The sequence below is a fragment of the Microbacterium gawkjiense genome, from assembly GCF_031932225.1.
Taxonomy (GTDB): domain Bacteria; phylum Actinomycetota; class Actinomycetes; order Actinomycetales; family Microbacteriaceae; genus Microbacterium; species Microbacterium gawkjiense.
Map to the genome: position 1 here is coordinate 449,343 of NZ_JAUZVV010000002.1, position 20,841 is coordinate 470,183.

Annotated in this window: 26 protein-coding genes and 2 tRNA genes; 15 read left to right on the forward strand and 13 right to left on the reverse strand. The window is 71.1% G+C overall.

Annotated features, from left to right (window positions below; translation table 11 throughout):
* Nucleotides 1-3: 3 nt before the first annotated feature.
* From Q9S71_RS10275 to Q9S71_RS10300, 6 genes are read left to right on the forward strand one after another with little or no spacing between them, the layout of a single operon-like run.
* Nucleotides 4-918, forward strand: coding sequence for an ABC transporter ATP-binding protein (locus Q9S71_RS10275; RefSeq protein ID WP_311862217.1), 915 nt, complete (start codon nt 4-6; stop codon nt 916-918).
* Nucleotides 915-1,733, forward strand: a complete 819-nt coding sequence (locus Q9S71_RS10280) for an ABC transporter permease subunit (protein WP_311862218.1) — start codon at nt 915-917, stop codon at nt 1,731-1,733. Before Q9S71_RS10275 ends, Q9S71_RS10280 begins: the two co-directional genes overlap by 4 nt.
* Nucleotides 1,734-1,742: 9 nt before the next feature.
* Nucleotides 1,743-2,993, forward strand: coding sequence for a sensor histidine kinase (locus Q9S71_RS10285; RefSeq protein ID WP_311862219.1), 1,251 nt, complete (start codon nt 1,743-1,745; stop codon nt 2,991-2,993).
* Nucleotides 2,990-3,652 (forward strand): response regulator transcription factor, encoded by a 663-nt coding sequence (locus Q9S71_RS10290; RefSeq protein ID WP_311862220.1) that lies wholly within the window; start codon nt 2,990-2,992, stop codon nt 3,650-3,652. Before Q9S71_RS10285 ends, Q9S71_RS10290 begins: the two co-directional genes overlap by 4 nt.
* Nucleotides 3,653-3,696: 44 nt before the next feature.
* On the forward strand, nt 3,697-4,761 hold the full coding sequence (locus Q9S71_RS10295) for a mechanosensitive ion channel family protein (protein WP_311862221.1): 1,065 nt from the start codon (nt 3,697-3,699) through the stop codon (nt 4,759-4,761).
* Entirely contained in the window at nt 4,758-5,207 is a 450-nt protein-coding gene (locus tag Q9S71_RS10300) for a globin (RefSeq protein ID WP_311862222.1), read from the forward strand. Before Q9S71_RS10295 ends, Q9S71_RS10300 begins: the two co-directional genes overlap by 4 nt.
* A 13-nt stretch (nt 5,208-5,220) precedes the next feature.
* Here Q9S71_RS10300 and Q9S71_RS10305 read toward each other — a convergent pair whose 3' ends face one another.
* Nucleotides 5,221-5,895 carry a DUF8185 domain-containing protein gene (locus tag Q9S71_RS10305; RefSeq protein WP_311862223.1) on the reverse strand — a complete coding sequence of 225 codons (675 nt, stop codon included), beginning with the start codon at nt 5,893-5,895 and terminating at the stop codon, nt 5,221-5,223.
* Nucleotides 5,896-5,948: 53 nt separating this feature from the next.
* Between Q9S71_RS10305 and Q9S71_RS10310 the strand changes: the two genes are divergently transcribed.
* Nucleotides 5,949-6,821 (forward strand): acyl-CoA thioesterase, encoded by an 873-nt coding sequence (locus Q9S71_RS10310; RefSeq protein ID WP_311862224.1) that lies wholly within the window; start codon nt 5,949-5,951, stop codon nt 6,819-6,821.
* 6 nt (nt 6,822-6,827) lie between these two features.
* On the opposite strand, the gene Q9S71_RS10315 is transcribed toward Q9S71_RS10310, so the two are convergent.
* The 5 genes from Q9S71_RS10315 to msrA form a co-directional block, all read right to left on the reverse strand.
* Nucleotides 6,828-7,307 carry an acyl-CoA thioesterase gene (locus Q9S71_RS10315; RefSeq protein WP_311862225.1) on the reverse strand — a complete coding sequence of 160 codons (480 nt, stop codon included), beginning with the start codon at nt 7,305-7,307 and terminating at the stop codon, nt 6,828-6,830.
* On the reverse strand, nt 7,300-8,979 hold the full coding sequence (gene ettA / locus Q9S71_RS10320; protein WP_064001999.1) for an energy-dependent translational throttle protein EttA: 1,680 nt from the start codon (nt 8,977-8,979) through the stop codon (nt 7,300-7,302). The genes Q9S71_RS10315 and ettA overlap by 8 nt, the downstream gene beginning before the upstream one ends.
* Nucleotides 8,980-9,029: 50 nt before the next feature.
* Entirely contained in the window at nt 9,030-9,527 is a 498-nt protein-coding gene (locus tag Q9S71_RS10325) for a DUF6993 domain-containing protein (protein ID WP_311862226.1), read from the reverse strand.
* Nucleotides 9,528-9,572: 45 nt separating this feature from the next.
* Nucleotides 9,573-10,046: a single-stranded DNA-binding protein gene (locus Q9S71_RS10330; protein ID WP_311862227.1), complete on the reverse strand. Its 474-nt coding sequence runs from the start codon at nt 10,044-10,046 to the stop codon at nt 9,573-9,575.
* Nucleotides 10,047-10,214: 168 nt separating this feature from the next.
* Nucleotides 10,215-10,739 (reverse strand): peptide-methionine (S)-S-oxide reductase MsrA, encoded by a 525-nt coding sequence (gene msrA, locus Q9S71_RS10335; RefSeq protein WP_311862229.1) that lies wholly within the window; start codon nt 10,737-10,739, stop codon nt 10,215-10,217.
* Nucleotides 10,740-10,861: 122 nt separating this feature from the next.
* Between msrA and Q9S71_RS10340 the strand changes: the two genes are divergently transcribed.
* Entirely contained in the window at nt 10,862-11,107 is a 246-nt protein-coding gene (locus Q9S71_RS10340; protein WP_311862230.1) for a hypothetical protein, read from the forward strand.
* An 8-nt stretch (nt 11,108-11,115) separates the two neighbouring features.
* On the opposite strand, the gene yczR is transcribed toward Q9S71_RS10340, so the two are convergent.
* A complete protein-coding gene (gene yczR, locus Q9S71_RS10345) occupies nt 11,116-12,540 on the reverse strand; it encodes a MocR-like transcription factor YczR (RefSeq protein WP_311862231.1) in 1,425 nt (474 codons plus the stop codon).
* Nucleotides 12,541-12,600: 60 nt separating this feature from the next.
* Here yczR and yczE point away from each other — a divergent pair, with 60 nt between their 5' ends.
* The 7 genes from yczE (at nt 12,601) to Q9S71_RS10380 (ending at nt 15,238) form a co-directional block, all read left to right on the forward strand.
* Nucleotides 12,601-13,209: a membrane protein YczE gene (yczE, locus tag Q9S71_RS10350; protein ID WP_311862232.1), complete on the forward strand. Its 609-nt coding sequence runs from the start codon at nt 12,601-12,603 to the stop codon at nt 13,207-13,209.
* A 27-nt stretch (nt 13,210-13,236) separates the two neighbouring features.
* Nucleotides 13,237-13,309: transfer RNA gene (locus Q9S71_RS10355), tRNA-Arg, on the forward strand.
* Between the two features lie 45 nt (nt 13,310-13,354).
* Nucleotides 13,355-13,975 carry an oligoribonuclease gene (orn, locus tag Q9S71_RS10360; protein ID WP_311862233.1) on the forward strand — a complete coding sequence of 207 codons (621 nt, stop codon included), beginning with the start codon at nt 13,355-13,357 and terminating at the stop codon, nt 13,973-13,975.
* A 34-nt stretch (nt 13,976-14,009) separates the two neighbouring features.
* Nucleotides 14,010-14,085, forward strand: a tRNA-His gene (locus Q9S71_RS10365).
* Nucleotides 14,086-14,119: 34 nt separating this feature from the next.
* Complete coding sequence (locus Q9S71_RS10370) at nt 14,120-14,461, forward strand: metallopeptidase family protein (RefSeq protein ID WP_311863239.1); 342 nt, start codon at nt 14,120-14,122, stop codon at nt 14,459-14,461.
* Nucleotide 14,462: 1 nt separating this feature from the next.
* Nucleotides 14,463-14,753, forward strand: a complete 291-nt coding sequence (clpS, locus tag Q9S71_RS10375) for an ATP-dependent Clp protease adapter ClpS (protein ID WP_311862234.1) — start codon at nt 14,463-14,465, stop codon at nt 14,751-14,753.
* Nucleotides 14,750-15,238 carry a DUF2017 family protein gene (locus tag Q9S71_RS10380; protein WP_311862235.1) on the forward strand — a complete coding sequence of 163 codons (489 nt, stop codon included), beginning with the start codon at nt 14,750-14,752 and terminating at the stop codon, nt 15,236-15,238. The genes clpS and Q9S71_RS10380 overlap by 4 nt, the downstream gene beginning before the upstream one ends.
* 7 nt (nt 15,239-15,245) lie before the next feature.
* Here Q9S71_RS10380 and Q9S71_RS10385 read toward each other — a convergent pair whose 3' ends face one another.
* The 6 genes from Q9S71_RS10385 to gatC form a co-directional block, all read right to left on the reverse strand.
* Nucleotides 15,246-15,821 (reverse strand): nucleoside/nucleotide kinase family protein, encoded by a 576-nt coding sequence (locus Q9S71_RS10385; protein WP_311862236.1) that lies wholly within the window; start codon nt 15,819-15,821, stop codon nt 15,246-15,248.
* On the reverse strand, nt 15,805-16,122 hold the full coding sequence (locus tag Q9S71_RS10390) for a hypothetical protein (RefSeq protein WP_064002474.1): 318 nt from the start codon (nt 16,120-16,122) through the stop codon (nt 15,805-15,807). Before Q9S71_RS10390 ends, Q9S71_RS10385 begins: the two co-directional genes overlap by 17 nt.
* A gap of 57 nt (nt 16,123-16,179) precedes the next feature.
* A complete protein-coding gene (gene dinB / locus Q9S71_RS10395; RefSeq protein ID WP_311862240.1) occupies nt 16,180-17,436 on the reverse strand; it encodes a DNA polymerase IV in 1,257 nt (418 codons plus the stop codon).
* Nucleotides 17,437-17,501: 65 nt separating this feature from the next.
* Nucleotides 17,502-19,016 carry an Asp-tRNA(Asn)/Glu-tRNA(Gln) amidotransferase subunit GatB gene (gatB, locus tag Q9S71_RS10400; protein ID WP_311862241.1) on the reverse strand — a complete coding sequence of 505 codons (1,515 nt, stop codon included), beginning with the start codon at nt 19,014-19,016 and terminating at the stop codon, nt 17,502-17,504.
* The gene (gatA, locus tag Q9S71_RS10405; protein ID WP_311862242.1) at nt 19,016-20,527 is read right to left on the reverse strand and encodes an Asp-tRNA(Asn)/Glu-tRNA(Gln) amidotransferase subunit GatA; all 1,512 of its coding nucleotides are present in this window, start codon (nt 20,525-20,527) and stop codon (nt 19,016-19,018) included. The genes gatB and gatA overlap by 1 nt, the downstream gene beginning before the upstream one ends.
* A complete protein-coding gene (gene gatC / locus Q9S71_RS10410) occupies nt 20,524-20,823 on the reverse strand; it encodes an Asp-tRNA(Asn)/Glu-tRNA(Gln) amidotransferase subunit GatC (RefSeq protein WP_251580976.1) in 300 nt (99 codons plus the stop codon). The genes gatA and gatC overlap by 4 nt, the downstream gene beginning before the upstream one ends.
* Nucleotides 20,824-20,841 lie beyond the last annotated feature (18 nt).

Below are 20,841 nucleotides of genomic sequence, written 5' to 3' on the forward strand. Positions count from 1 at the left end.
GTCATGATCGTTGCAGAAGGCCTCACGAAGAGGTACGGAGACAAGACCGCCGTCGACGGGATCGACTTCGCCGTCCAACCCGGGAAGGTGACGGGATTCCTCGGCCCGAACGGCGCCGGGAAGTCGACGACGATGCGCATGATCGTCGGGCTCGACCGGCCCACGTCCGGCCGGGTCACCCTCGACGGACGCGAGTACCGGTCGATGCGCTCGCCCTTGACGGAGGTCGGCATCCTCCTCGACGCGAAGGCGGTCCACACCGGCCGCAGCGCGCGCAGTCACCTGCGGGCCATGGCCGCGACCCACGGCATCCCGCCTTCGCGCGTCGACGAGGTGATCGAGATCACGGGTCTCCAGAGCGTCGCCGGCAAACGCGCCGGCGGGTTCTCGCTCGGCATGGGCCAGCGCCTCGGGATCGCCGCCGCCCTGCTCGGTGACCCGCGCACCCTCATCCTCGACGAGCCCGTCAACGGACTCGACCCCGAGGGTGTCCGCTGGGTCCGGCAGTTCGTGCGAGCACAGGCCGCCGAGGGGCGGACCGTCCTGCTCTCGAGCCACCTGATGAGCGAGATGGCGCAGACGGCGGACCACGTCATCGTCCTGGGTCGCGGGCGCGTGCTCGCGGATGCGGGCATCGATGAGATCGTGCGCGCCTGGACCCGGGCCACCGTGCTGGTGCGCTCTCCGCGCGCCGCCGAGCTCGCGAACGCCTTGGCCGCCGCGGACGTGACCGTCTCGTCCGGTGCCGACGGCGTGCTCGAGGTCACCGGCCTCACCGCCGCGGCGATCGGCGACACCGCCGCCCATGCCGGCATCCCGCTCCACGAGCTGACTCCGCGCAGCGGGTCGCTCGAAGACGCCTACCTCGCCCTCACCGAGGGTGCTGTCGAGTACCAGACCAAGGAGGTCGCGCGATGACCGCCGTCGCCCCGTCCGCTCCCCTGACCCGTCAGACGTCCGCCCCGGGTCACCCGTCGGCCCGGCTGTCGTTCGGTCGCCTCGTGCGCAGCGAGTTCCTCAAACTGTTCACCCTGCGCTCGACCTGGTGGTCCCTGGGCATCGCCGCCCTCCTCACCGTCGGACTGGCCGCGATGATCGCCGGTGCGTCGTCGAGCTTCGGTCCCGGGTTGAGCCCTGTCGCCGCCATCACCCTGCCCGTCCAGTTCACGATGCTCGTGGCCGGCATCCTGGGCGCCATGGCGATCACCGGCGAGTACTCGACCGGGATGATCCGCTCGACCCTCACGGCCGAGCCCCGCCGTGGTCGTGTGCTCGTGGCCAAGTCCGTCGTGATCGCGACGACCCTCGCGCTGCTCGCGGCCGTGACGTCGGCGATCGCCGGGCTCGTGATCATGCCGATCCTCGGCGCCGACGCCTACGCCTGGGGCGACGGGAAGGAGCTGTGGCTGCCGCTGCTGCTCAGCGTGCTGGCCATGGCCACGTTCGGTCTGCTCGGCCTCGGGTGGGGGTTCATCGTCCGCAACGGTGCCGGGGCGATCGCGACGACCGTCGGCATCCTGTTCGTCCTGCCCCTCGTGCTGCAGCTGTTCATGCTGTTCGGCGAGTCCTGGCAGTGGATCGTCGATCTCGGCCGCTGGCTCCCGGGCAACGCGGCCGCGGCGCTCACGGACCTGGACGGAGAGGTCTTCTGGCCCTCGCTCGCCGCGACGGTCGCCTGGCCCGTGGGCACCCTGTTCCTCGGCTGGGCCGTGCTGCGCACCCGCGACGCGTAAGGTCATCGGGTGATCACCGGAAGCCGTGGCGACGCCTCTCCCGAGGCCGAGCCGCGGCTTCCGCGTCCTCCCGGCGTCCTCCGGCGGTTCTGGGCGCGTCACCCGGTCCTCGCCGACATCGCGATCGCGGGCTTCTGTCTGCTCCTCTCGGTCGCTCCGGTCATCGCCCTGCCGGACCGGGCCGTCGCAGACGATCGGATCGACCCGCAGACCTGGGACCGCATCTGGCCGGTCCTCGCCTCGGTCGTCGTCCTCGGGAGCTTCGCCCTCCTCGTCCGTCGTCGCAACCCCGTCGGGGTCTTCGCGATCACCGTCCTCGTCGCGGCGGCCTACCTCTTCTCCCCGGTGTCGCTCGGCGGACCGCTCGTCGGGATCGCGACCTACACCGTCGCGGTCTACCGCAGCAATCGGGTGTGCCTGATCGCCGTGGGAGCGGGGCTCTCGCTGTTGGTCGTCGTGGCGGGCGCGCTCGGGTTCAGCGGGGTCATCGCCCCCGACATCGCCTGGAACGTCCTCATCGGCGAAGCCCTTCTGATGCTGATCGGAGGGCTCATCGGTGCGAACGTCGGCGGCCGCAAACGCTACGTCGAAGCCCTCATCGCGCACTCCCGCCGCCTCCTCGTCGAGCGGGATCAGCAGGCGCAGCTCGCCGCCGCGGCCGAGCGCGAGCGGATCGCCCGCGAGCTGCACGACATCGTCGCCCACTCGCTGACGGTGATGGTCGCGCTGGCCGAGGGGGTGGCCGCGTCGAAGGATGCCGCGCACGCCCGTCCCGGTGCGGAGGCGATCTCGGCGACGGGTCGCGAGGCGCTCCGCGACATGCGGGCGACCCTCGGTGTCCTGCGGGACGCGGATGCCGCTCCGCTCGCGCCTCTCGTCCGTGACACGACGGCGGAGACGGTCGCCTCCGCCCGCGCTGCGGGCTTCGAGACGCACCTCACGGTGGTGGGCGAGCCCGACGTGCCGACGGCGACGCGGTTGGCGGTGTCGCGGATCGTCCAGGAGGGCGTGACCAACGTCCTGCGGCATGCCCGCGCGGCCACCCGCATCGACGTGGACATCCGGTACGCCGACGAAGGAGTGTCGGTCTCGGTCGTCGACGACGGCCTGTCCGCCTCGATTCCCTCGGCGGCGGGAGGCTTCGGCCTGCAGGGGGTGCGCGAGCGCGTCGAGCTCGCGGGCGGCACCGTGACGGCCGGCCCCGGCGAGCAGCGAGGATGGACGGTGCGGGCGTGGCTGCCGCGGGAGGAGCAGGAATGAGCGAGCGACCGATCCGCGTGGTCATCACCGACGATCAGCCACTCATCCGCCTGGGCTTCCGGATGGTGCTCGAGGCCGCCGACGACATCGAGGTGGTCGGCGAGGCCGCGGACGGAGCCTCGGCCGTCGACGCCGTCGCCGCGCTCGCGCCCGACGTCGTCCTGATGGACGTGCGGATGCCGGGGATGGACGGCATCGAGGCGACCCGCCGCATCCGTCGCGATCATCCCGGCACCCGCGTGCTCGTCCTGACGACGTTCGACCTCGACGAGTATGCCTTCGGCGCGCTCCGCGCCGGTGCCGGCGGCTTCCTTCTGAAGGATGCCGAGCGGGAGGAGCTCGTCGCGGCCGTCCGGGCGGTCGCTGCAGGCGAGGCCACGCTCTCGCCCCGCGTCACCCGCCGGATGATCGAGCTGGTCACCGCGGGAGGGCGACCGCACCCCGAGCCGCACCGGAGCGCCGCGTTGACGGCCCGCGAGCGGGAGGTGCTCGACGCGATGGCGCGCGGGCTCACGAACGCGGAGATCTCCGCGGCGCTGTTCCTCGGCGAATCCACCGTCAAGACGCACGTCGGGCGGATCCTCGCCAAGCTCCCGGCGCGCGACCGGGTGCACGCTGTGCTCATCGCCCACGGGCTGGCGGACCCCGCCGACGCCTGACGCGTCTCAGGTCGGTCCGGGACGGGCTCGATAGGATCGGTGGAATGAACGGAACGGGTGCTGTCGACTGGGAGACCGTCCGCGACGGCTTCCTCCGCTTCCTCGTCGATGCGGGCTGGAACATCCTGTGGGTGGCGGTCACCGTCGTGGTGGCCCTCGCCGCGTCGTGGCTGATGCGACGGCTCATCGCGCGCGTCGTGGACCGGATCGTGACGGGCGCCAAGTCCCGCGCGGCGGCCGAGGACACGCGCGCGATCGACATGTCGCCGCTGGCGCAGGTCCGGATCGTCCAGCGCACCCGCACGCTGGGATCGATCCTCACCAACATCGTCAACGTGGCGATCGTGATCGTCGCGGTGCTCACGATCGTGTCGATCATCAACCAGGGTGTGCTCGGCTCCTTCGCCCTGCTGTCCGCGGCCATCGGTGCGGGCTTGGGCTTCGGCGCGCAGAACATCGTCAAGGACGTCCTCAACGGCATCTTCATCGTGGCCGAGGACCAGATCGGCATCGGCGACGTCGTCGATGTGGGGCTCGCGACCGGCATCGTCGAGTACGTGAGCGTCCGCGTCACGCACGTGCGCGACGTCAACGGCACGCTCTGGTTCGTCCGCAACGGCGAGATCACCCGCATCGGCAACATGTCGCAGGGCTGGGCGCGCGTCGTGATCGATGTCGGGGTCCCGGCCGATGCCGACATCGACGCCGTCGAGGACGCCATGCTCACCGCGGCGAAGGATCTCGTCCGCGAACCGAAGTGGCGTACGCGCATCATCGACAAGCCCGAGATCTGGGGGCTCGAGTCGATCGACGGCGACACCCTCGTGACGCGTCTCGTGCTGAAGACCCGGCCGAACGCGAAGGACGACGTCTCGCGTGCGCTGCGCAAGCGCCTGAAGTCGGCGCTCGACACGCTCGGTGTGCCGCTGCCCCAGCTCCAGTCCACCCTGCTCGAGGGTGCGGACGCCGTGCAGAGCATCCGCGGAGCGAACCCGCCCAAGACCAAGCCCCAGCAGGTCGCTCCGGCTACTCCGCCGCGGCTGGCGTGGCGGCCGAAGAAACGCGGGCGCACCGACGGGGACGGACCCGAGGGGAGCTCGGCCCCGTGAGCGAGACCGTGAGCTTCTACGACGAGGTCGGCGGGCACGACGTGTTCCGGCGTATCGTCGACGCGTTCTACCGCGAAGTCGCCGCCGACGACGTGCTCCGACCCATGTACCCGGAAGAGGACCTCGGTCCCGCCGCCGAACGGCTGCTGCTCTTCCTCGAGCAGTACTGGGGCGGTCCGACCACCTACGGCGAGACACGCGGCCACCCGCGCCTGCGGATGCGTCACGCGCCGTTCCACGTCAACCCGGACGCCCGGGACCGCTGGCTGCGAGCCATGCGCATCGCGGTCGACGAGGCGCACCTGTCGCCGCTGCACGAGGCGACGCTGTGGGACTACCTCCAGCGTGCCGCCCACGCCATGGTGAACACCTTCGAGCCGACGGGCATCGGACCGACCGCGAAGCCGCACGGCGGATCGACGCTGCCGGTGCGTCCCGAGTCCTGAGCCCGTCGTCCGCTCAGCGGATGCCGGTCGCGCGGACGGCGGTCAGCCCCGTCGGGTTGCCCGCCCGGACGAGGACGTGACCGCGGGGCAGCGTGACACGTGTCCACGTGCCGGTCCGGAGGACGGATGCCTCCCCTCCCGCATCCGGTCCGAGGAACCCGAGTGCGTCGGCCGCGAAGGCGACCCCGGCGATGAGCCCGTTCAACTCGGTGTCCTCGGCGCCCCAGACGGCGGTGCGGACGGTGCGGACGAGGTCCTCCCCGGGGGACGCGGGGAGCGCACGGGCCACCTCGTCGACGCCGCGACGCACGGCGCGCGCGAGGTTCTCGACCGGCACCGGATCGCCCGGCACCCATCCTCCGCGCGGCGGGGAGATGCCCGCCCACGCCGCCGAGACGCCGCTGTCGGGCAGGGCGACACGGGTGGCGTCGTCGCCCGCGCGGAGGGCACCGGCATCCACCAGCAGATCGCAGGCGAGCTCGGGGTCGATGCGCAGGAACCGCATGCCGAGCACCGTCGGGGTGTCCTCCCCGAACCCGCGCGGCGAGAGCGGGGCCGCGGAGACGGCGAGCGTGCCGGCGGCGGCACGGAGGCGGACGGCGGGATCGCCCAGTCGGGCGGCGCGTCCGGCGAACGTGAGGAGGTCTGCCGCCGAGCGCGGGTCGGGGAAAACGAGCTGCGGGGCCATCCGACCTAAACTACCAACCGGGCGCCGCCTCGGGTCGCCCGGGAGGGGACGCTGTGCGCGAATCGGATCACGTCGACGGTTTGCTGGCGGTGCTGGATCTCGCGTCGAGCGATGCCCGCACGACCGAGGACATCTTCACCGGGGTCTCGCAGTCGATGCCGCTCGGCCGGGTGTTTGGCGGGCAGGTCCTCGCACAGGCGGTCATCGCCGCGGAGCGCACCGTCGAGGACGATCGCGCCGCCCACTCGATGCACGGCTACTTCCTGCGGCCGGGTGACTCGACGCGCGGGATGACTTTCTCCGTGGACCGCATCCACGACGGCCGGTCGTTCTCGACCCGCCGCACTCAGGCGTTCCAGGAGGGCGTCCCGATCTTCTCGATGATCGCGTCGTTCGAGACGGACGCCACGGGGCTCGAGCACCAAGACGAGATGCCGGCGGGCGCCCCCGGACCCGAGGACCTCTCGGACGACGCGGTGCTCGCCGGACTCCACCCGATGAGCAAACGGCACTTCGACCAGAGTCCCATCGAGGTGCGTCACGTCGAGCAGCCCCTCTACGCGACGGCGGGCGACGAGAAGGTGGCGCAGCAGTCCGTCTGGGTCCGCACCCGCGGCGACCTGCCCGACGACCCTCGCCTGCACCGGGCCGCCCTCGCCTACATGAGCGATCTCACGATCCAGGAGTCGGTGCTGCGGGCGCACGGCACGTCGTGGTCCACCCCCGGCCTCAAGGTCGCGAGCCTCGACCACGCGATGTGGTGGCACCGCCCGGCGCGGGTCGACGAGTGGCTGCTGTACGTGCAGCAGTCGCCGAGCGCGCAGGGCGGTCGCGGGCTCGCGACGGGCCGGATCTTCTCCCGCGACGGTCAGCTGGTGGCCTCGGTCGCGCAGGAGATCATGATCCGGGTGCCCGCACCCGAGTGAGCCGCCTCAACGGCGTCCGAGCGGCGGCAGCGGTTCGCCGAGGTAGGGCTCCCAGGCGGCACGCGTCTCGGGCGACAGCCGCACGGGGCGCCCAGTGACGGCATCCACCTGGACGATGACGGTGGATGCCCGTGCGTATAGCGTGCGCGGTTCGTGGCCCTCAGGCGTGAAGACCTCGTAGTTCACCTCGGCGCTCGATCCGCCGATCTTGCCGAACCACATCTGCACGTCGATCGGGTCCCGCTGGTACGGCACCGGCGCGAGGTACTCGATCTCCTGCCGCGCGATGAGCGTCAGCTGCGCCGCGCCGTGGCTCGCGTCGATGACCGCGGTGGGCACGGCGCGCTCGGTGGCGCCCGGCATCCAGAAGGCGCGGACGCGGGCCTCCTCGAGGAGCTTCAGCATGGACGCGTTGTTGACGTGGTTGTACGCGTCCAGGTCCCCCCACCGGAGGTGGATGGGGACCCGGATGCGGGCCTCAGTCACGCGTCAGCTTGCGGTAGGTCGACTTGGCCGGGTTGGCGGCATCCGCCCCCAGTCGCTCGACCTTGTTCGCCTCGTACGCCTCGAAGTTGCCCTCGAACCAGTACCACTGGTCGGGCTTCTCGGCCGTGCCCTCGTAGGCGAGGATGTGCGTCGCGATGCGGTCGAGGAACCACCGGTCGTGGGTGATGACCACGGCGCAGCCGGGGAACTCGAGCAGGGCGTTCTCGAGCGAGCTCAGCGTCTCGACGTCGAGGTCGTTCGTCGGCTCGTCGAGGAGGAGCAGGTTGCCGCCCTCCTTGAGGGTGAGAGCCAGGTTCAGGCGGTTCCGCTCACCACCGGAGAGCACCCCGGCCTTCTTCTGCTGGTCGGGTCCCTTGAAACCGAACTTCGACACGTAGGCGCGCGAGGGGATCTCGGTCTTGCCGACCGTGATGATGTCGAGCCCGTCCGAGACGACCTCCCACAGCGTCTTGTTGGGGTCGATGTTGGCGCGCGACTGGTCGACGTAGCTGATCTTGACGGTCTCGCCGATCTTCAGGTCGCCGCCGTCGAGGGGTTCGAGACCGACGATCGTCTTGAAGAGGGTCGTCTTGCCGACGCCGTTGGGGCCGATGACGCCGACGATGCCGTTCGGCGGCAGGCTGAAGCTGAGCCCGTCGATGAGCGAACGGTCGCCGAAGCCCTTCTGCAGCTTCTTCGCCTCGATGACGACGTTGCCCAGACGCGGCCCGGGCGGGATCGTGATCTCCTCGAAGTCGAGCTTGCGCGTGCGCTCGGCCTCGGCGGCCATCTCCTCGTAGCGGGCCAGGCGCGCCTTCGACTTGGTCTGGCGGCCCTTGGCGCTGGAGCGCACCCAGTCGAGCTCGTCCTTCAGGCGCTTGGCGAGCTTGGCGTCCTTCTTGCCCTGGATGTCGAGGCGCTCGGCCTTCTTCTCCAGGTAGGTCGAGTAGTTGCCCTCGTAGCCGATGAGGCGCCCTCGGTCGACTTCGGCGATCCACTCCGCGACGTTGTCGAGGAAGTACCGGTCGTGGGTGATGGCGATGACGGCGCCCTTGTAGGCCTGCAGGTGCTGCTCGAGCCAGAGCACGCTCTCGGCGTCGAGGTGGTTGGTGGGCTCGTCGAGGAGCAGCAGGTCCGGCTTTTGGAGCAGGAGCTTGGCGAGGGCGACGCGGCGCTTCTCACCACCGGACAGCGGCGCGATGGCGGCATCGGCCGGCGGGGTGCGCAGGGCGTCCATGGCCTGCGCCAGCTGGGAGTCGAGGTCCCAGCCGTCAGCGGCGTCGATCTCCTCCTGCAGGGTGCCCATCTCGGCCAGGAGCGCGTCGAAGTCGGCGTCGGGGTCCGCCATGAGGGCGGAGATCTCGTTGAAGCGGTCGAGCTTGGGCTTGATCGCCACGCCGTCCTGGATGTTCTCGAGGACCGTCTTGGACTCGTCGAGCTCGGGCTCCTGCATGAGGATGCCGACCGAGAAGCCCGGGGAGAGCTTCGCCTCGCCGTTGGACGGGGTGTCGAGGCCCGCCATGATCTTCAGGATCGTCGACTTACCGGCACCGTTGGGGCCGACCATGCCGATCTTGGCACCGGGCAGGAACGCCATCGTGACGTCGTCGAGGATGAGCTTTTCGCCGACGGCCTTGCGGGCGCGGACCATGGAGTAGATGTATTCGGCCATAACGACCCAAGTCTACGGGCGACGCTTCGTCCTGCGGCACCGCGGAGCGGTCACCAGTCGATCGGGCGGGTCTCCCCCACCAGGCACTCCCCCTCGGGAAGCCCCGGCATCACGAGCGCGGTCGGGCCCGGCACCGACGGACCGACCTGCCCGACGAGGCACTCGTCATCGATGCGCACCGAGAACTGGATGCTGTCGGCCGGGAGGCCGACGGACGTCTCGTCGAAGGTGACCTGCATGGCGTCCTTCGCGAATCCGGCGGCGACGAGCGCGTCGACGTAGTCGCGGCCCTTCACGGACTCCGATCGGCGCCACACCTCGTCCATGACGGAGGTGAAGGTCGGCAGGAGCGCGCCAGCCGAGCCGTCCGCAGGAACCGGGGTCCCCGTGGGCGTGGGACCGGGCGACGACACCGACGGCGAAGGAGAGGCCGGCTCGGAGGAACGCGGCGCCGCTTCCGGCGCGCACGCGACGAGGGACACGGCCACGGCGGGGGCGAGCGCGATGAGAAGCAGGCGGGTTCCCCGCGGGGACTGGTGTCGGCGCACGGGCCAGAGTCTAGGGCGTGCGCCCTCCGAGCCGGCTGGGTCCCCTCAGAACGGCGTCGCGACCGGTTCGGGTCGGTCGACTCGGTCGTCCGCGGAGTCCTCGACCGATCCGGCCGGTGCCCACTGGGCATCCGCCTCGACCGGTCGGGCCTCCTCCCGCAGCCGACTCGTGCCGGTGAACACGGTCGTCCCGAACGCGAGGTCGTGCCCGACGGCAAGAGCGTCGATCTCGGCATCCGTCCCCGACTTCTCCCCGGCCTCCCACCGCTTGATCGCGAGGGTGCCGAGCACGACGACGCGCTGGCCCCGTCGGACGGAGGCGGCCACGTGCTCGCCGAGGGCGCGGAACACCGACACCCGGTACCAGCTCGTGTGTCCGTCGACCCACGCGCCGGCCTTCGCGTCGTACCGGCGCTCGGTGCTCGCCACCCGCAGGGCGACCACCGGTGTGCCGTCGGGCAGCCGCCGGAACTCGGGGTCCGCGCCGACGTTGCCGACGATCGTGATGTGATCCTTCATTGCGACTCCTTGAGAGGTCGGGGGCACGGCGTGCCCGGATGATGCTCCGACGCCCGCGTGCCCGGCGGGCGTCGGAGCCCCCTCAGAATCGCGCCGGAGCCGCACGCACGAACGCCTCGGCCCCCGACCGGTGGATCCGATCGGGGGCCGAGGCGTTGTGGAGGAGGCTCAGCTGCGGGCGTACTCGCCGAACCGCGCCCGGACCTTGTTCACCTTCGGGACGGCGACGGCGAGGCAGTAGCCCTGACCGGGGTTCTTCGCGAAGAAGTCCTGGTGGTAGTCCTCGGCCGGGTACCACTCCGTCAGCGGCTCCATGGTGGTGACGAGTCCGCCGCCCCACCACTCGGCCGCGCGCTCGGCGGCACGCTCGAACGTCTCGCGCTGCGCGTCGTCGGCGGGGAACATCGCCGACCGGTACTGGGTGCCGACGTCGTTGCCCTGGCGGTTCAGCTGCCGCGGGTCGTGCATCGTGAAGAACGCATCGAGGATGACGTCGGACGGGATGACCTCCTCGTCGAAGGTCACCCTGACCGCCTCGGCGTGCCCGGTGGTCCCGGTGCACACCTGCTCGTAGGTCGGCGACGGCACCGACCCGCCGACGTATCCAGACTCCACCGAGACGACTCCGTTGAGAGCGCGGTAGGCGGCGTCGAGACACCAGAAGCAGCCTCCGGCAAGCACATAGGTCTGCATGCGAGACCTTCCTTTCACTGTTGGATCGTCACCGGTGACAACGCGCGCGACGGCTGCGCTGTTCCCCGAGGGAGGAGTGTCGGAGGCCGAGCGTACCGTGTGGACCCGTCGGAGGAGGGACCATGAGCACCATCGCAGCGAGCACCGCCCACCGGCTCCGTGCGTACCGGTTGGTCACGGTGTCCGACCGCGTGGCGCGTGTCGTCGACGGGTCGGGGCGCGTGATCGGCCACGTCGCACGGACCGGTGACGGCGACGGATGCCGCTACCGCGCCCGACGCTACCGCGCCGCGGCGGGCGGGTTCGTCGACGTCGGAGAGTTCTGGCGCCTGGAGGATGCCGTCGCGGCCCTCCACGATTCCCGCTGAGCGACGAATCAGACGATCGCGGCCATCGCTTCGCGCTCCTCGACGGGGTGGAGCGCGGTGCGACCGGTCACCTCCGGCCACACGCGCGCCAGCACGGCGACAGCCTGACGGATCTGCTCCGGCGGTGCGGTGAAGGGTAGGCGCAGGTGTCCGTCGTAGCCGCCGTCCACCGAGAAGCGCGGACCCGCTGACAGGAGCACCCCCTCGCGACGAGCCGCCAGGACCAGGCCGCCGCTGCGCGGCGCGTCCAGCCCGACCCAGAGCGAGACACCGCCACGGGGCACCGGCACCGACCAGGTCGGCGCCATCTCGCGCAGCGCGGCGACGGCGGCATCCCTCCCCCGCCCGAGCAGCTCCGCCCGCTGGGGCAGGATCTCGTGCATCGAGCGGACCAGCCGCGTCGCGACGGCCTGCTCGAACTCCGCCGTCCCGAGGTCCCGCCGCGGCCGCGACGCGACGAGGCGGCGGACGAACGCCCGCTCGGCGCGGACCCAACCCACACGCAGCCCGCCCCAGACCGTCTTGCCGAGGGATCCGATCCGGACGGCGCGAGGGCCGAAGTCGAGCGCGGCGGGGGTGTCGCCGTCGATGGAGAGCTCCGCCGTCGTCTCGTCGATCACGAGCACGCTGCCCGCGCCGTCGGCCGCGGCGCGGAACGTCGCCGCATCCGCCGTCGTCATGCTCCGTCCCGTCGGATTCTGGAACCACGGCATGAGGTACGCGAGGGTGGGCCGGGCGCGGCGGAAGGCCTGGACCGCGCGGTCGAGGTCCCAGCCGTCCTCCACCGTGACCGGTGTCCCCGTCACCCTCGCGCCCGTCGCCTTGATCGCCTCGGTCGCGTGCGGGTAGGTGGGCGTCTCGAGCAGCGCCGTCGTGCCCGGACGCAGGAGGGCGGAGGTGACGAGATGGATGGCGTGCTGGCCGCCGTTCGTCACCAGGATCTCGTCGGGAGCAGTCGGGAGGCCGCGCTTCGTGTACCGGTCCGCGATCGCCGTGCGCAGCTCGCTGCTGCCGACGATGTCGTAGCCCGGCCGGCCGACGAGGGATGCCGCATCGGCACCGACTTCGGCGATGATCCCCGCGAGGCCGGGCCACGCGGCCGGACTCGCCTGCTGCAGATCGATGCCGTCCCCGTCGTCGAAGACCCGGCCCGTCCCGCGACGCACCTGCGGGAGCGTCACGCTCCCCGATCCGCGGGTGCTCTCGATGTGACCGCTGTCGCGCAGCGAGCGGTATGCGGCGGCGACGGTCGCGCGGCTGAGTCCGAGGATCACGGCGAGTTCCCGCTCCGCGGGAAGGGCGGTGTTGGCCGGGATGCGGTTGTCGAGGCAGAGGAGCCGGATGCCGTCGGCGAGGGCTTCGTAGGTGGGCGTCCGGGTCCGCCAGCCGCCGAGGGCGCCGGCGAGGGTCCGGGCGCCGATTCGAGAGTCCATGGTCCACCGATCCGAGATTGGACTGTGTGCAGGAGGCCAATCGTACGCTGGAATGGCCTCATGACCCTCCGCCTCATCCGTCTCGTCGTCGGCCTCGCTCTCTTCGGCGTCGGATGCGCCGTGCTCGTCCAGGCCGGCATCGGCCTCGACCCCTGGACGGTGCTCGCCGAGGGACTCGCGCTGCAGACCGGGATCGGCATCGGCTGGATCGTCGTCCTCACCGGCGCCCTCGTCCTGGTGGCGTGGATCCCGCTCCGCCAGAAGCCCGGGATCGGAACGATCGCGAACATCCTCGTGGTCGGGACGGTCATGCAGGGCGCGCTGGCCGTGATCCCCCCGGTCGGGAACTACCTCTGGGGCGTCGTCGTCTTCCTCCTGGGCATCGCGCTCATCGCCGCCGCATCCGGGATCTACCTCGGGGCAGACCTCGGGCCGGGCCCTCGGGACGGACTCATGACGGGGCTGCACGCGCGGTTCGGCTGGCCGATCTGGGTGTGCCGGTTCGCGGTCGAGGGCAGCGTGCTCGTCACCGGATGGCTCCTCGGCGGCACGGTCGGGCTCGGGACCGTCCTGTTCGCCGTGCTCATCGGCCCCGGCGTCCACCTCGCCCTCGCCCTGTCGGCACGCTGGCGGGCGCTGCGTGTGCGCCGAGCGACCATCGCGGTCTGAGCGGTAGCCTGGGGAACGAGCATCCTTCCCTCCATAGCTCAGTGGACAGAGCGAGCGGTTTCTACCCGCCAGGTCGGGGGTTCGAATCCTCCTGGAGGGGCTCCGAGTCGCCGTGACCACGCCGACTCCTGTGGGAGGAGACCACGTGTCAGCTGCGGAGAACGACCGCCTCGTCTGGATCGACTGCGAGATGACGGGCCTCGACCTGTCGGTGGACGAGCTCGTCGAGGTCGCCGTCGTGATCACCGACTTCGACCTCCGCGTGCTCGACCCGGGGTTCCAGATCGTCATCAAGCCGGACGACTCAGCCCTCGCCCACATGAACGACTTCGTCACGAAGATGCACGAGAGCTCGGGGCTGCTGACCGAGATCCCGAACGGCGTCAGCCTCGCCGACGCCGAGTTCCAGGTGCTCGAGTACATCCAGCGCTTCGTGCCCGAGGGCAAGGCGCCGCTCGCGGGCAACACGATCGGCACGGACCGGATGTTCCTCGCCCGCTACATGCCGCGTGTCGACCGGTGGCTGCACTACCGCAACGTGGACGTGTCGAGCGTGAAGGAGCTCGCCCGGCGCTGGTACCCCCGGGCGTACTTCAACGCCCCTGCGAAGGACGGCGGACACCGCGCCCTCGCCGACATCCGCGAGAGCATCCGCGAACTCGCCTACTACCGCGAGACGGTCTTCGTCGCCGCCCCCGGACCGACGAGCGACGACGCGCGGAACGCCGCGGCCGCGACGGTGTCATCGTTCGCCTCGGGTCTGTAATACACTTGTGTGGTTGCCCGGAGACGGGCACATGGTGGGTATAGCTCAGTTGGTAGAGCACCTGGTTGTGGTCCAGGGGGTCGCGGGTTCGAGTCCCGTTACTCACCCCATGCTTTCCCCTCATGAGGCGCAATCGTGATCGAGATGGATGCCGAGGCCTTCCAGGACCTCGTGGCGTCCGAACTCGACGCCCTACCCGATGAGATGGTCGCCGGTCTCGACAACGTCGTCTTCGTCGTCGAGGACCGTCCCGAGGACGGATCCCTCGGTCTGCTCGGACTGTACGACGGCCTCGCCCTGACCGAGCGCGACCGGTACGGGATGGGGGATCTCCCCGACCGGATCATCGTCTACCGAGAGCCGCACCTGGATGCGTGCGACGACCTCGATCAACTCCGCGACGAGGTGCACACGACGCTCGTGCACGAGATCGCCCACTTCTACGGGATCGACGACACACGACTGCACGAACTGGGATGGGCGTGACATGAGCATCGCGAGTCCCGACCTCGACGAACAGGTCGACCTGCGGACATCTACGTCGGGTCCCTGGCAGACGGTCGTCTGGAACGACCCGGTGAACCTCATGAGCTACGTCGTCCACGTCTTCCGCGAGTACTTCGGGTACTCCCGTGAGAAGGCGCACCGGTTGATGCTGGCGGTCCACCACGACGGGCACGCCGTCGTGGCCGAGGGGTCGCGGGAGCAGATGGAACTCCACGCGCAGGCGATGCACGACTACGGACTCTGGGCGACCGTGCGCGAGGCGGGATCGTGACCGGCCGGCGGGTGAGCCTCGAGCTCACCCTGCTCGAGGCGGCGCACCTGTCGAACCTCCTCGCGCAGTTCGAGGAGGTCGTGTCCGCGGGCGACGCACGCGATCCCGCTGTCCGCCGGCTCGTCCCCGACGCCTACCGCGACGACGCCGACGCAGCCGCGGAGTTCCGCCGGCTCACGCAGGACGACATCCTGGAGCGACGGCTGACGGATGCCGGGGTGGTGCGCGCGTCGCTGCGCCGGGACGGACGCGACCTGGACCCTGCGGAGCTCGACCGCACCCAGGCCGAGGACGCGCTTGTCGTCGAGCTGACGCCGGAGGTCGCCGGCGCGTGGCTGCGGACCCTCGCCGCGCTGCGGCTCGTGCTCGCGGAGCGGCTCGGCGTCACCGGCGAGGACCATGACGACGACGGGGATCCCCGCTTCGGGGTGTACGAGTGGGTCGGGTACCGACTCGACGTGCTCGTCCGCGCCCTCGACGACTGACGGAGGATCAGGGCAGGGCGACGACGATCCGCGCGAGCTCCGCCGGTCGGTTCTCGCGCAGGTGCGCATCCTCCTGCGTCGCCCACCGCTCCCAGTGCGGGCGATAGGCATCGCCGTCGCGGGCGAGGGCGCGCGCCTTGCGCGCGACATCCGGTGCCTCCAGCCAGACCGTGACGTCCGCGAGAGCGGCGGATGCCGCGGTGAGGACGCCGGCTCCTTCGACGATGACCACCGGGGCGGGCTCGACCGTCGCGTGACGTCCCGACGGTCTGTCGCGGGACCAGTCCCACAGCGGCCATCGGGCGGGCTCACCGCGCCGGAGCGGCGTCAGGACCCGCTCGTGCACGATGTCGGTCGCCGCCCGCAGTCCGTCCCACCCCGGGTAGACGTCGTCGAGCCGCACGACGGCCGCATCCGGGAACCGCCCGGCCAGCGTGTCGGCGAAGGTCGATTTGCCGGCACCCGAGCGTCCGTCGATCAGGACGACGACCGGGACGCCGGACGCCGCGGTCACCGCGTCGGCGACCCGCTCGATCCCCGCCGCTGCCGCTGTGGTGAGGGAGGGATCAGCGGGTGAGGGCACGGATGACGCGGCTGAGCGCCCGTCCGGCGACCCACACGAAGGGGATCCCGACGGCCAGGAGCGAGACGAGGTTCGGCTCGAACCGCAGGTCGTCGCCCTTGCGGATGTAGGCGCCGACCGGGATCGCGGCACCGCCGCCACCGCCGCCGCCGCCGTTGGGGTCCTCCCCCGCGCCGAAGCCCGACCAGGTGAGGGCGACGGGGATGAGCCGGATGCCGTCGACGTCCTGCTGCTCGCCGTAGACGCTCGTGACACCGAGGGACGCGAACTGCTTGCCGAGTTCGAGAGGGAGGTTGGCCATGACGACCACGCTAGCCGGTCGCACCGTCACGCACAGGGGCTTGCGCGTGACGCATCCTCACTCCTGCACCGGTCGCGGATTGGTCGGCAGCGCATTGACGTCGCGTCTGGGGCCGAGCGTGCTCGCCCTCGTCACGGCGCCGCGCCCGAAGCGCGAGCGCGCGTCGTCGAGCGCGGCGTCGACCCGGCGCCACTCGGCATCGTCGTCCCACAGCGCGAGGCCGCCCACCCCGTCGGCGGTCAGCTTCTCGCCGCGGACGCCGATGAGGCGCACGGGTTGCACGAGGTCGATCTTCGAGAAGAGGTCGAGGGCGACGTCGCCGATGCGTTGGCCGACGTTGGTGGGCTCGGGGACGCTCACCGACCGCGACAGCGTCGTGAAGTCGGAGAACCGCACCTTCACCGCGATCGTGCGGGCCTCCCAGCCGCCCGCGCGGAGGCGGCTCGCGACCCGGTCCGACAACCGCCGGAACTCGCTCCGCAGCGTCGCGACGTCGGACACGTCCTCGAGGAAGGTCTCCTCGTGACCCACGCTCTTCTCGGTGTGCTCGGTCTGGACGGACCGCGGATCGATCCCGCGGGCCAGCTGCGACACCCGGGCGCCCATCGCCGGTCCCAGCGCCCGGTCGAGCACGCCCCGGGGCGTGTTCAGGATGTCCGACACCATCCGGATGCCGCGGGCCTCGAGCGCCTCGGCTGCTTTCGGTCCCACGCCCCACAGCGCGCCCACGGGCCGCGCCGCGAGGAACGCCTGGGTCTCCGACTCGCTGACGATGAGGAGGCCGTCGGGCTTCGACACGGTCGAGGCGATCTTGGCGACGTGCTTCGTGGCGGCGACGCCGATGCTGCACGTCAGTCCGGTCTCGTCGAGCACGCGACGCCGGACCATGCGGGCGATCTCGCCGGGACTCCCCCACAGCCGGCGCGCGCCGCTCACATCGAGGAACGCCTCGTCGATCGAGAGTGGCTCCACGAGCGGGGTGACGTCGCGGAAGATGGCCATGACCTTCTTCGACAGCTCCGAGTAGCGCTCGAACCGCGGCACGACGACGATCGCCTGCGGGCACAGCTGCAGGGCGCGGCCGACCGACATCGCGGAGCGCACGCCGAAGCGCCGAGCCTCGTACGAGGCGCTCGAGACGACGCCGCGCCCCTCCATGCCGCCGACGATGAGCGGCTTGCCCGCCAGTGAGGGGTCGTAGAGGACCTCGACAGACGCGTAGAACGCGTCCATGTCGACGTGGAGGATGCGGGTGCCGGTGTCGTCGGCGCCGTCGGGCGAGACGATCCGCCCCGTCCCGTCACCGCGTCCCATACCTCCATTGTCGACGATGCCGCCGACACCGGTACGGATCCGGTGTCGACGGCATCGTCAGGACGTTACTGGCCGGCGCGCTCCAGGATGAGCTCGCGGACACGGGCGGCATCCGCCTGGCCCTTCATCGCCTTCATGACCGCACCGATGACGGCGCCGGCCGCCTGGACCTTGCCGTCCTGGATCTTAGCCAGCACGTCGGGCTGGGCGGCGAGGGCCTCGTCGATCGCGGCGATGAGGGCCCCGTCGTCCGAGACGACGGCGAGACCGCGGGCGTCGACGACCTCCTGCGGCGTGCCCTCCCCCGCGATGACGCCTTCCAGGACCTGACGGGCCAGCTTGTCGGTGAGGGTGCCGGCATCCACCAGCTTCTGCAGCTGCGCCACCGACTCCGGCAACACGAGGGCGGCGGGCTCGGTGCCCTGCGCGTTCGCGATGCGGGTGATCTCGCCCGTCCACCACTTGCGGGCGGATGCCGGTGACGCGCCGGCGGCGATCGTCGCCTCGACCTCGGCGAGCAGCCCGCCGTTCGCGACGTCCTGAAACTCGAGGTCCGTGAACCCCCACTCCGCCTTCAGGCGGCGCCGGTACACCGCCGGAGCCTCGGGGAGCGCCGCGCGGAGCTCTTCGATGAGCTCTGCGGACGGCTCGACGGGGAGCAGGTCGGGCTCGGGGAAGTAGCGGTAGTCGTCGGCATCCGATTTGGGACGGCCCGGCGAGGTGCGCCCGGTGTCCTCGTGCCAGTGCCGCGTCTCCTGCGTGATGGTGCCGCCGGCGGCGAGGATCGCGGCCTGGCGCTGGATCTCGTAGCGCACCGCGCGCTCGACCGAGCGCATCGAGTTGACGTTCTTCGTCTCGGTGCGGGTGCCGAGCTTCTCCTGGCCGCGCGGGCGCAGCGAGACGTTCGCGTCGCAGCGGAGGTTGCCGCGCTCCATGCGGGCCTCGGAGATGCCGAGCGAGCGCACGATGTCGCGGATCGCGGCGACGTAGGCCTTGGCGACCTCGGGGGCGCGGTGCTCCGTGCCGAAGATCGGCTTGGTGACGATCTCGACGAGGGGCACGCCGGCGCGGTTGTAGTCGACGAGCGAGTACTCGGCGCCCTGGATGCGACCGGTCGCGCCGCCCATGTGCGTGAGCTTGCCGGCATCCTCCTCCATGTGCGCACGCTCGATCGGCACGACGACGACGTCGCCGCCCTCGAGCTCGATCTCGACGCTGCCCTCGAAGGCGATGGGCTCGTCGTACTGCGAGATCTGGTAGTTCTTGCCGAGGTCGGGGTAGAAGTAGTTCTTCCGCGCGAACCGCGACGACGGCGCGATCGAGCAGCCGAGGGCGAGGCCCAGGCTGATCGAGTAGCGGACGGCGGTCTCGTTCACGACCGGCAGCGACCCCGGCAGCCCCATGTCGACGGGCGCGACGAGCGTGTTGGGTGCCGCATCGTGGTTCGCCTCGTTCGCGGGGTTGCCGGCGGGCGAGAACATCTTGGTCTCGGTGTTGAGCTCGACGTGGACCTCGAATCCGAGGACGGGCTCGAACAGCTCGAGCGCCTTGTCGAAGTCCATCAGCGCGTCCTTGGCCATCAGCGGGCTCCTCCGAGGATCGGGGCGCGGTCCAGGATCGGACCGCCCCAGCTGTCGACGAGCAGCGCCTCGAGCGCCGCCCCCACGCGGTACAGTCGCGCGTCCTCGCGGGCGGGAGCGACGAACTGGATGCCGACGGGCAACCCGTCCTCTTCCGCGAGGCCCGAGGGGATCGAGATGCCGGGGACGCCGGCGAGGTTGACCGGGATGGTCGTGACGTCGTTGAGGTACATCTGCAGCGGGTCGTCGAGCTGCTCGCCCAGACGGAACGCGGTCGTCGGCGCGGACGGCGTCGCGATGACGTCGACCTGCGCGAACGCCTCGTCGAAGTCGCGCTGGATGAGGGTGCGGACCTTCTGCGCGCTGCCGTAGTAGGCGTCGTAGTAGCCCGCCGAGAGCGCGTAGGTGCCGAGGATGACGCGGCGCTTGACCTCGTCGCCGAAGCCGGCGTCGCGCGTGGCGGCCATGACGTCCTCGACGGTGCCGCCGGGCACGTTCACCCGCATCCCGAAACGGACCGAGTCGAACTTCGCCAGGTTGCTGGACGCCTCCGCCGGGAGGATCAGGTAGTACGCGGCGACGCCGTACTCGAAGTGCGGTGCGCTGATCTCGACGATCTCGGCGCCGGCGGCCTCCATCGCGGCGAGGGACGCTCGGAAGGATGCCGACACGCCGGACTGGAAGCCGGAGTCGTCGAGCTCGCGGATGACGCCGACCTTCAGACCCTTGAGGACCTCGCCGGTCGCGCCCTCGCGGGCGGCGGCGGCGAACGACGGCCAGGCGTCGGTCAGCGACGTCGCGTCGTGCGGGTCGTGCCCGCCGATGACGTCGTGCAGGAGCGCCGAGTCGAGGACGGTGCGCGAGACGGGACCGACCTGGTCGAGGCTGGAAGCGAGGGCGATCGCGCCGTAGCGGCTCACACCGCCGTACGTCGGCTTCATACCGACGGTGCCGGTGACGTGCGCGGGCTGGCGGATCGAGCCGCCCGTGTCGGAACCGAGCGCGAGCGGCGCTTCGAACGCGGCGACCGCAGCGGCCGAACCGCCGCCGGAGCCGCCGGGGATCCGATCGAGGTCCCACGGGTTCCGGGTCGGGCCGTACGCCGAGTGCTCGGTCGACGAGCCCATCGCGAACTCGTCCATGTTGGTCTTGCCGAGCGGGACGAGGCCCGCCGCCCGGGACCGTGCGACGACGGTCGCGTCGTAGGGCGACATGTAGCCCTCGAGGATCTTCGAACCGCTCGTGGAGGGCATGTCGGTCGTCACGAGGACGTCCTTGATCGCCAGGGGCACGCCGGCCAGTTCGCCGAGCTCCTCGCCGGCAGCGCGGCGGCGGTCGATGTCGGCCGCGACCTCGACCGCGTGGTCGGAGACGTGGAGGAAGGCGTGCACGTCGCCGTCGACGGCGGCGATGCGGTCGAGGTGGGCCTGCGTGGCCTCGACGCTCGAGAGCTCGCCGGAGCGCAGCTTCGCGGAGAGGTCGGCGGCGGTCAGCTTCAGGATGTCGCTCACTGCTCCTCCCCCAGGATCGCGGTCACGCGGAACCGGCCGTCGGCGGCATCCGGTGCGTTCTGGAGCACCTCGTCGACGGTCAGCATGTCGCCGGGGACATCGGGACGGAAGACGTTGCGCAGCGGGATCGGGTGGCTCGTCGCGGCGACCTCGGGGGTGGCGACTTCGGACACCTTGGCGATGTTGTCGACGATCGCGTCGAGCTGGCCGGTGAGCCGCTCCACCTCCTCGTCGCTCAGCTGGATCCGGGCGAGCACGCCGAGATGGCGCACGAGATCGGGGGTGATTTCAGACACCCCGACAGTCTAGTTCGG

Bases quoted from the DNA above. Each gene is read 5' to 3' on its own strand.
- Q9S71_RS10295 (WP_311862221.1), top strand. From the start codon at position 3,697: ATGAACGGAACGGGTGCTGTCGACTGGGAGACCGTCCGCGACGGCTTC.
- Q9S71_RS10305 (WP_311862223.1), bottom strand. From the start codon at position 5,895: ATGGCCCCGCAGCTCGTTTTCCCCGACCCGCGCTCGGCGGCAGACCTC.
- Q9S71_RS10340 (WP_311862230.1), top strand. From the start codon at position 10,862: ATGAGCACCATCGCAGCGAGCACCGCCCACCGGCTCCGTGCGTACCGG.
- Q9S71_RS10330 (WP_311862227.1), bottom strand. From the start codon at position 10,046: ATGAAGGATCACATCACGATCGTCGGCAACGTCGGCGCGGACCCCGAG.
- Q9S71_RS10390 (WP_064002474.1), bottom strand. From the start codon at position 16,122: ATGGCCAACCTCCCTCTCGAACTCGGCAAGCAGTTCGCGTCCCTCGGT.
- Q9S71_RS10290 (WP_311862220.1), top strand. From the start codon at position 2,990: ATGAGCGAGCGACCGATCCGCGTGGTCATCACCGACGATCAGCCACTC.
- ettA (WP_064001999.1), bottom strand. From the start codon at position 8,979: ATGGCCGAATACATCTACTCCATGGTCCGCGCCCGCAAGGCCGTCGGC.
- gatB (WP_311862241.1), bottom strand. From the start codon at position 19,016: ATGGCCAAGGACGCGCTGATGGACTTCGACAAGGCGCTCGAGCTGTTC.
- yczR (WP_311862231.1), bottom strand. From the start codon at position 12,540: ATGGACTCTCGAATCGGCGCCCGGACCCTCGCCGGCGCCCTCGGCGGC.
- msrA (WP_311862229.1), bottom strand. From the start codon at position 10,739: ATGCAGACCTATGTGCTTGCCGGAGGCTGCTTCTGGTGTCTCGACGCC.
- yczE (WP_311862232.1), top strand. From the start codon at position 12,601: ATGACCCTCCGCCTCATCCGTCTCGTCGTCGGCCTCGCTCTCTTCGGC.
- dinB (WP_311862240.1), bottom strand. From the start codon at position 17,436: ATGGGACGCGGTGACGGGACGGGGCGGATCGTCTCGCCCGACGGCGCC.
- Q9S71_RS10280 (WP_311862218.1), top strand. From the start codon at position 915: ATGACCGCCGTCGCCCCGTCCGCTCCCCTGACCCGTCAGACGTCCGCC.
- Q9S71_RS10370 (WP_311863239.1), top strand. From the start codon at position 14,120: ATGGATGCCGAGGCCTTCCAGGACCTCGTGGCGTCCGAACTCGACGCC.
- clpS (WP_311862234.1), top strand. From the start codon at position 14,463: ATGAGCATCGCGAGTCCCGACCTCGACGAACAGGTCGACCTGCGGACA.
- Q9S71_RS10275 (WP_311862217.1), top strand. From the start codon at position 4: ATGATCGTTGCAGAAGGCCTCACGAAGAGGTACGGAGACAAGACCGCC.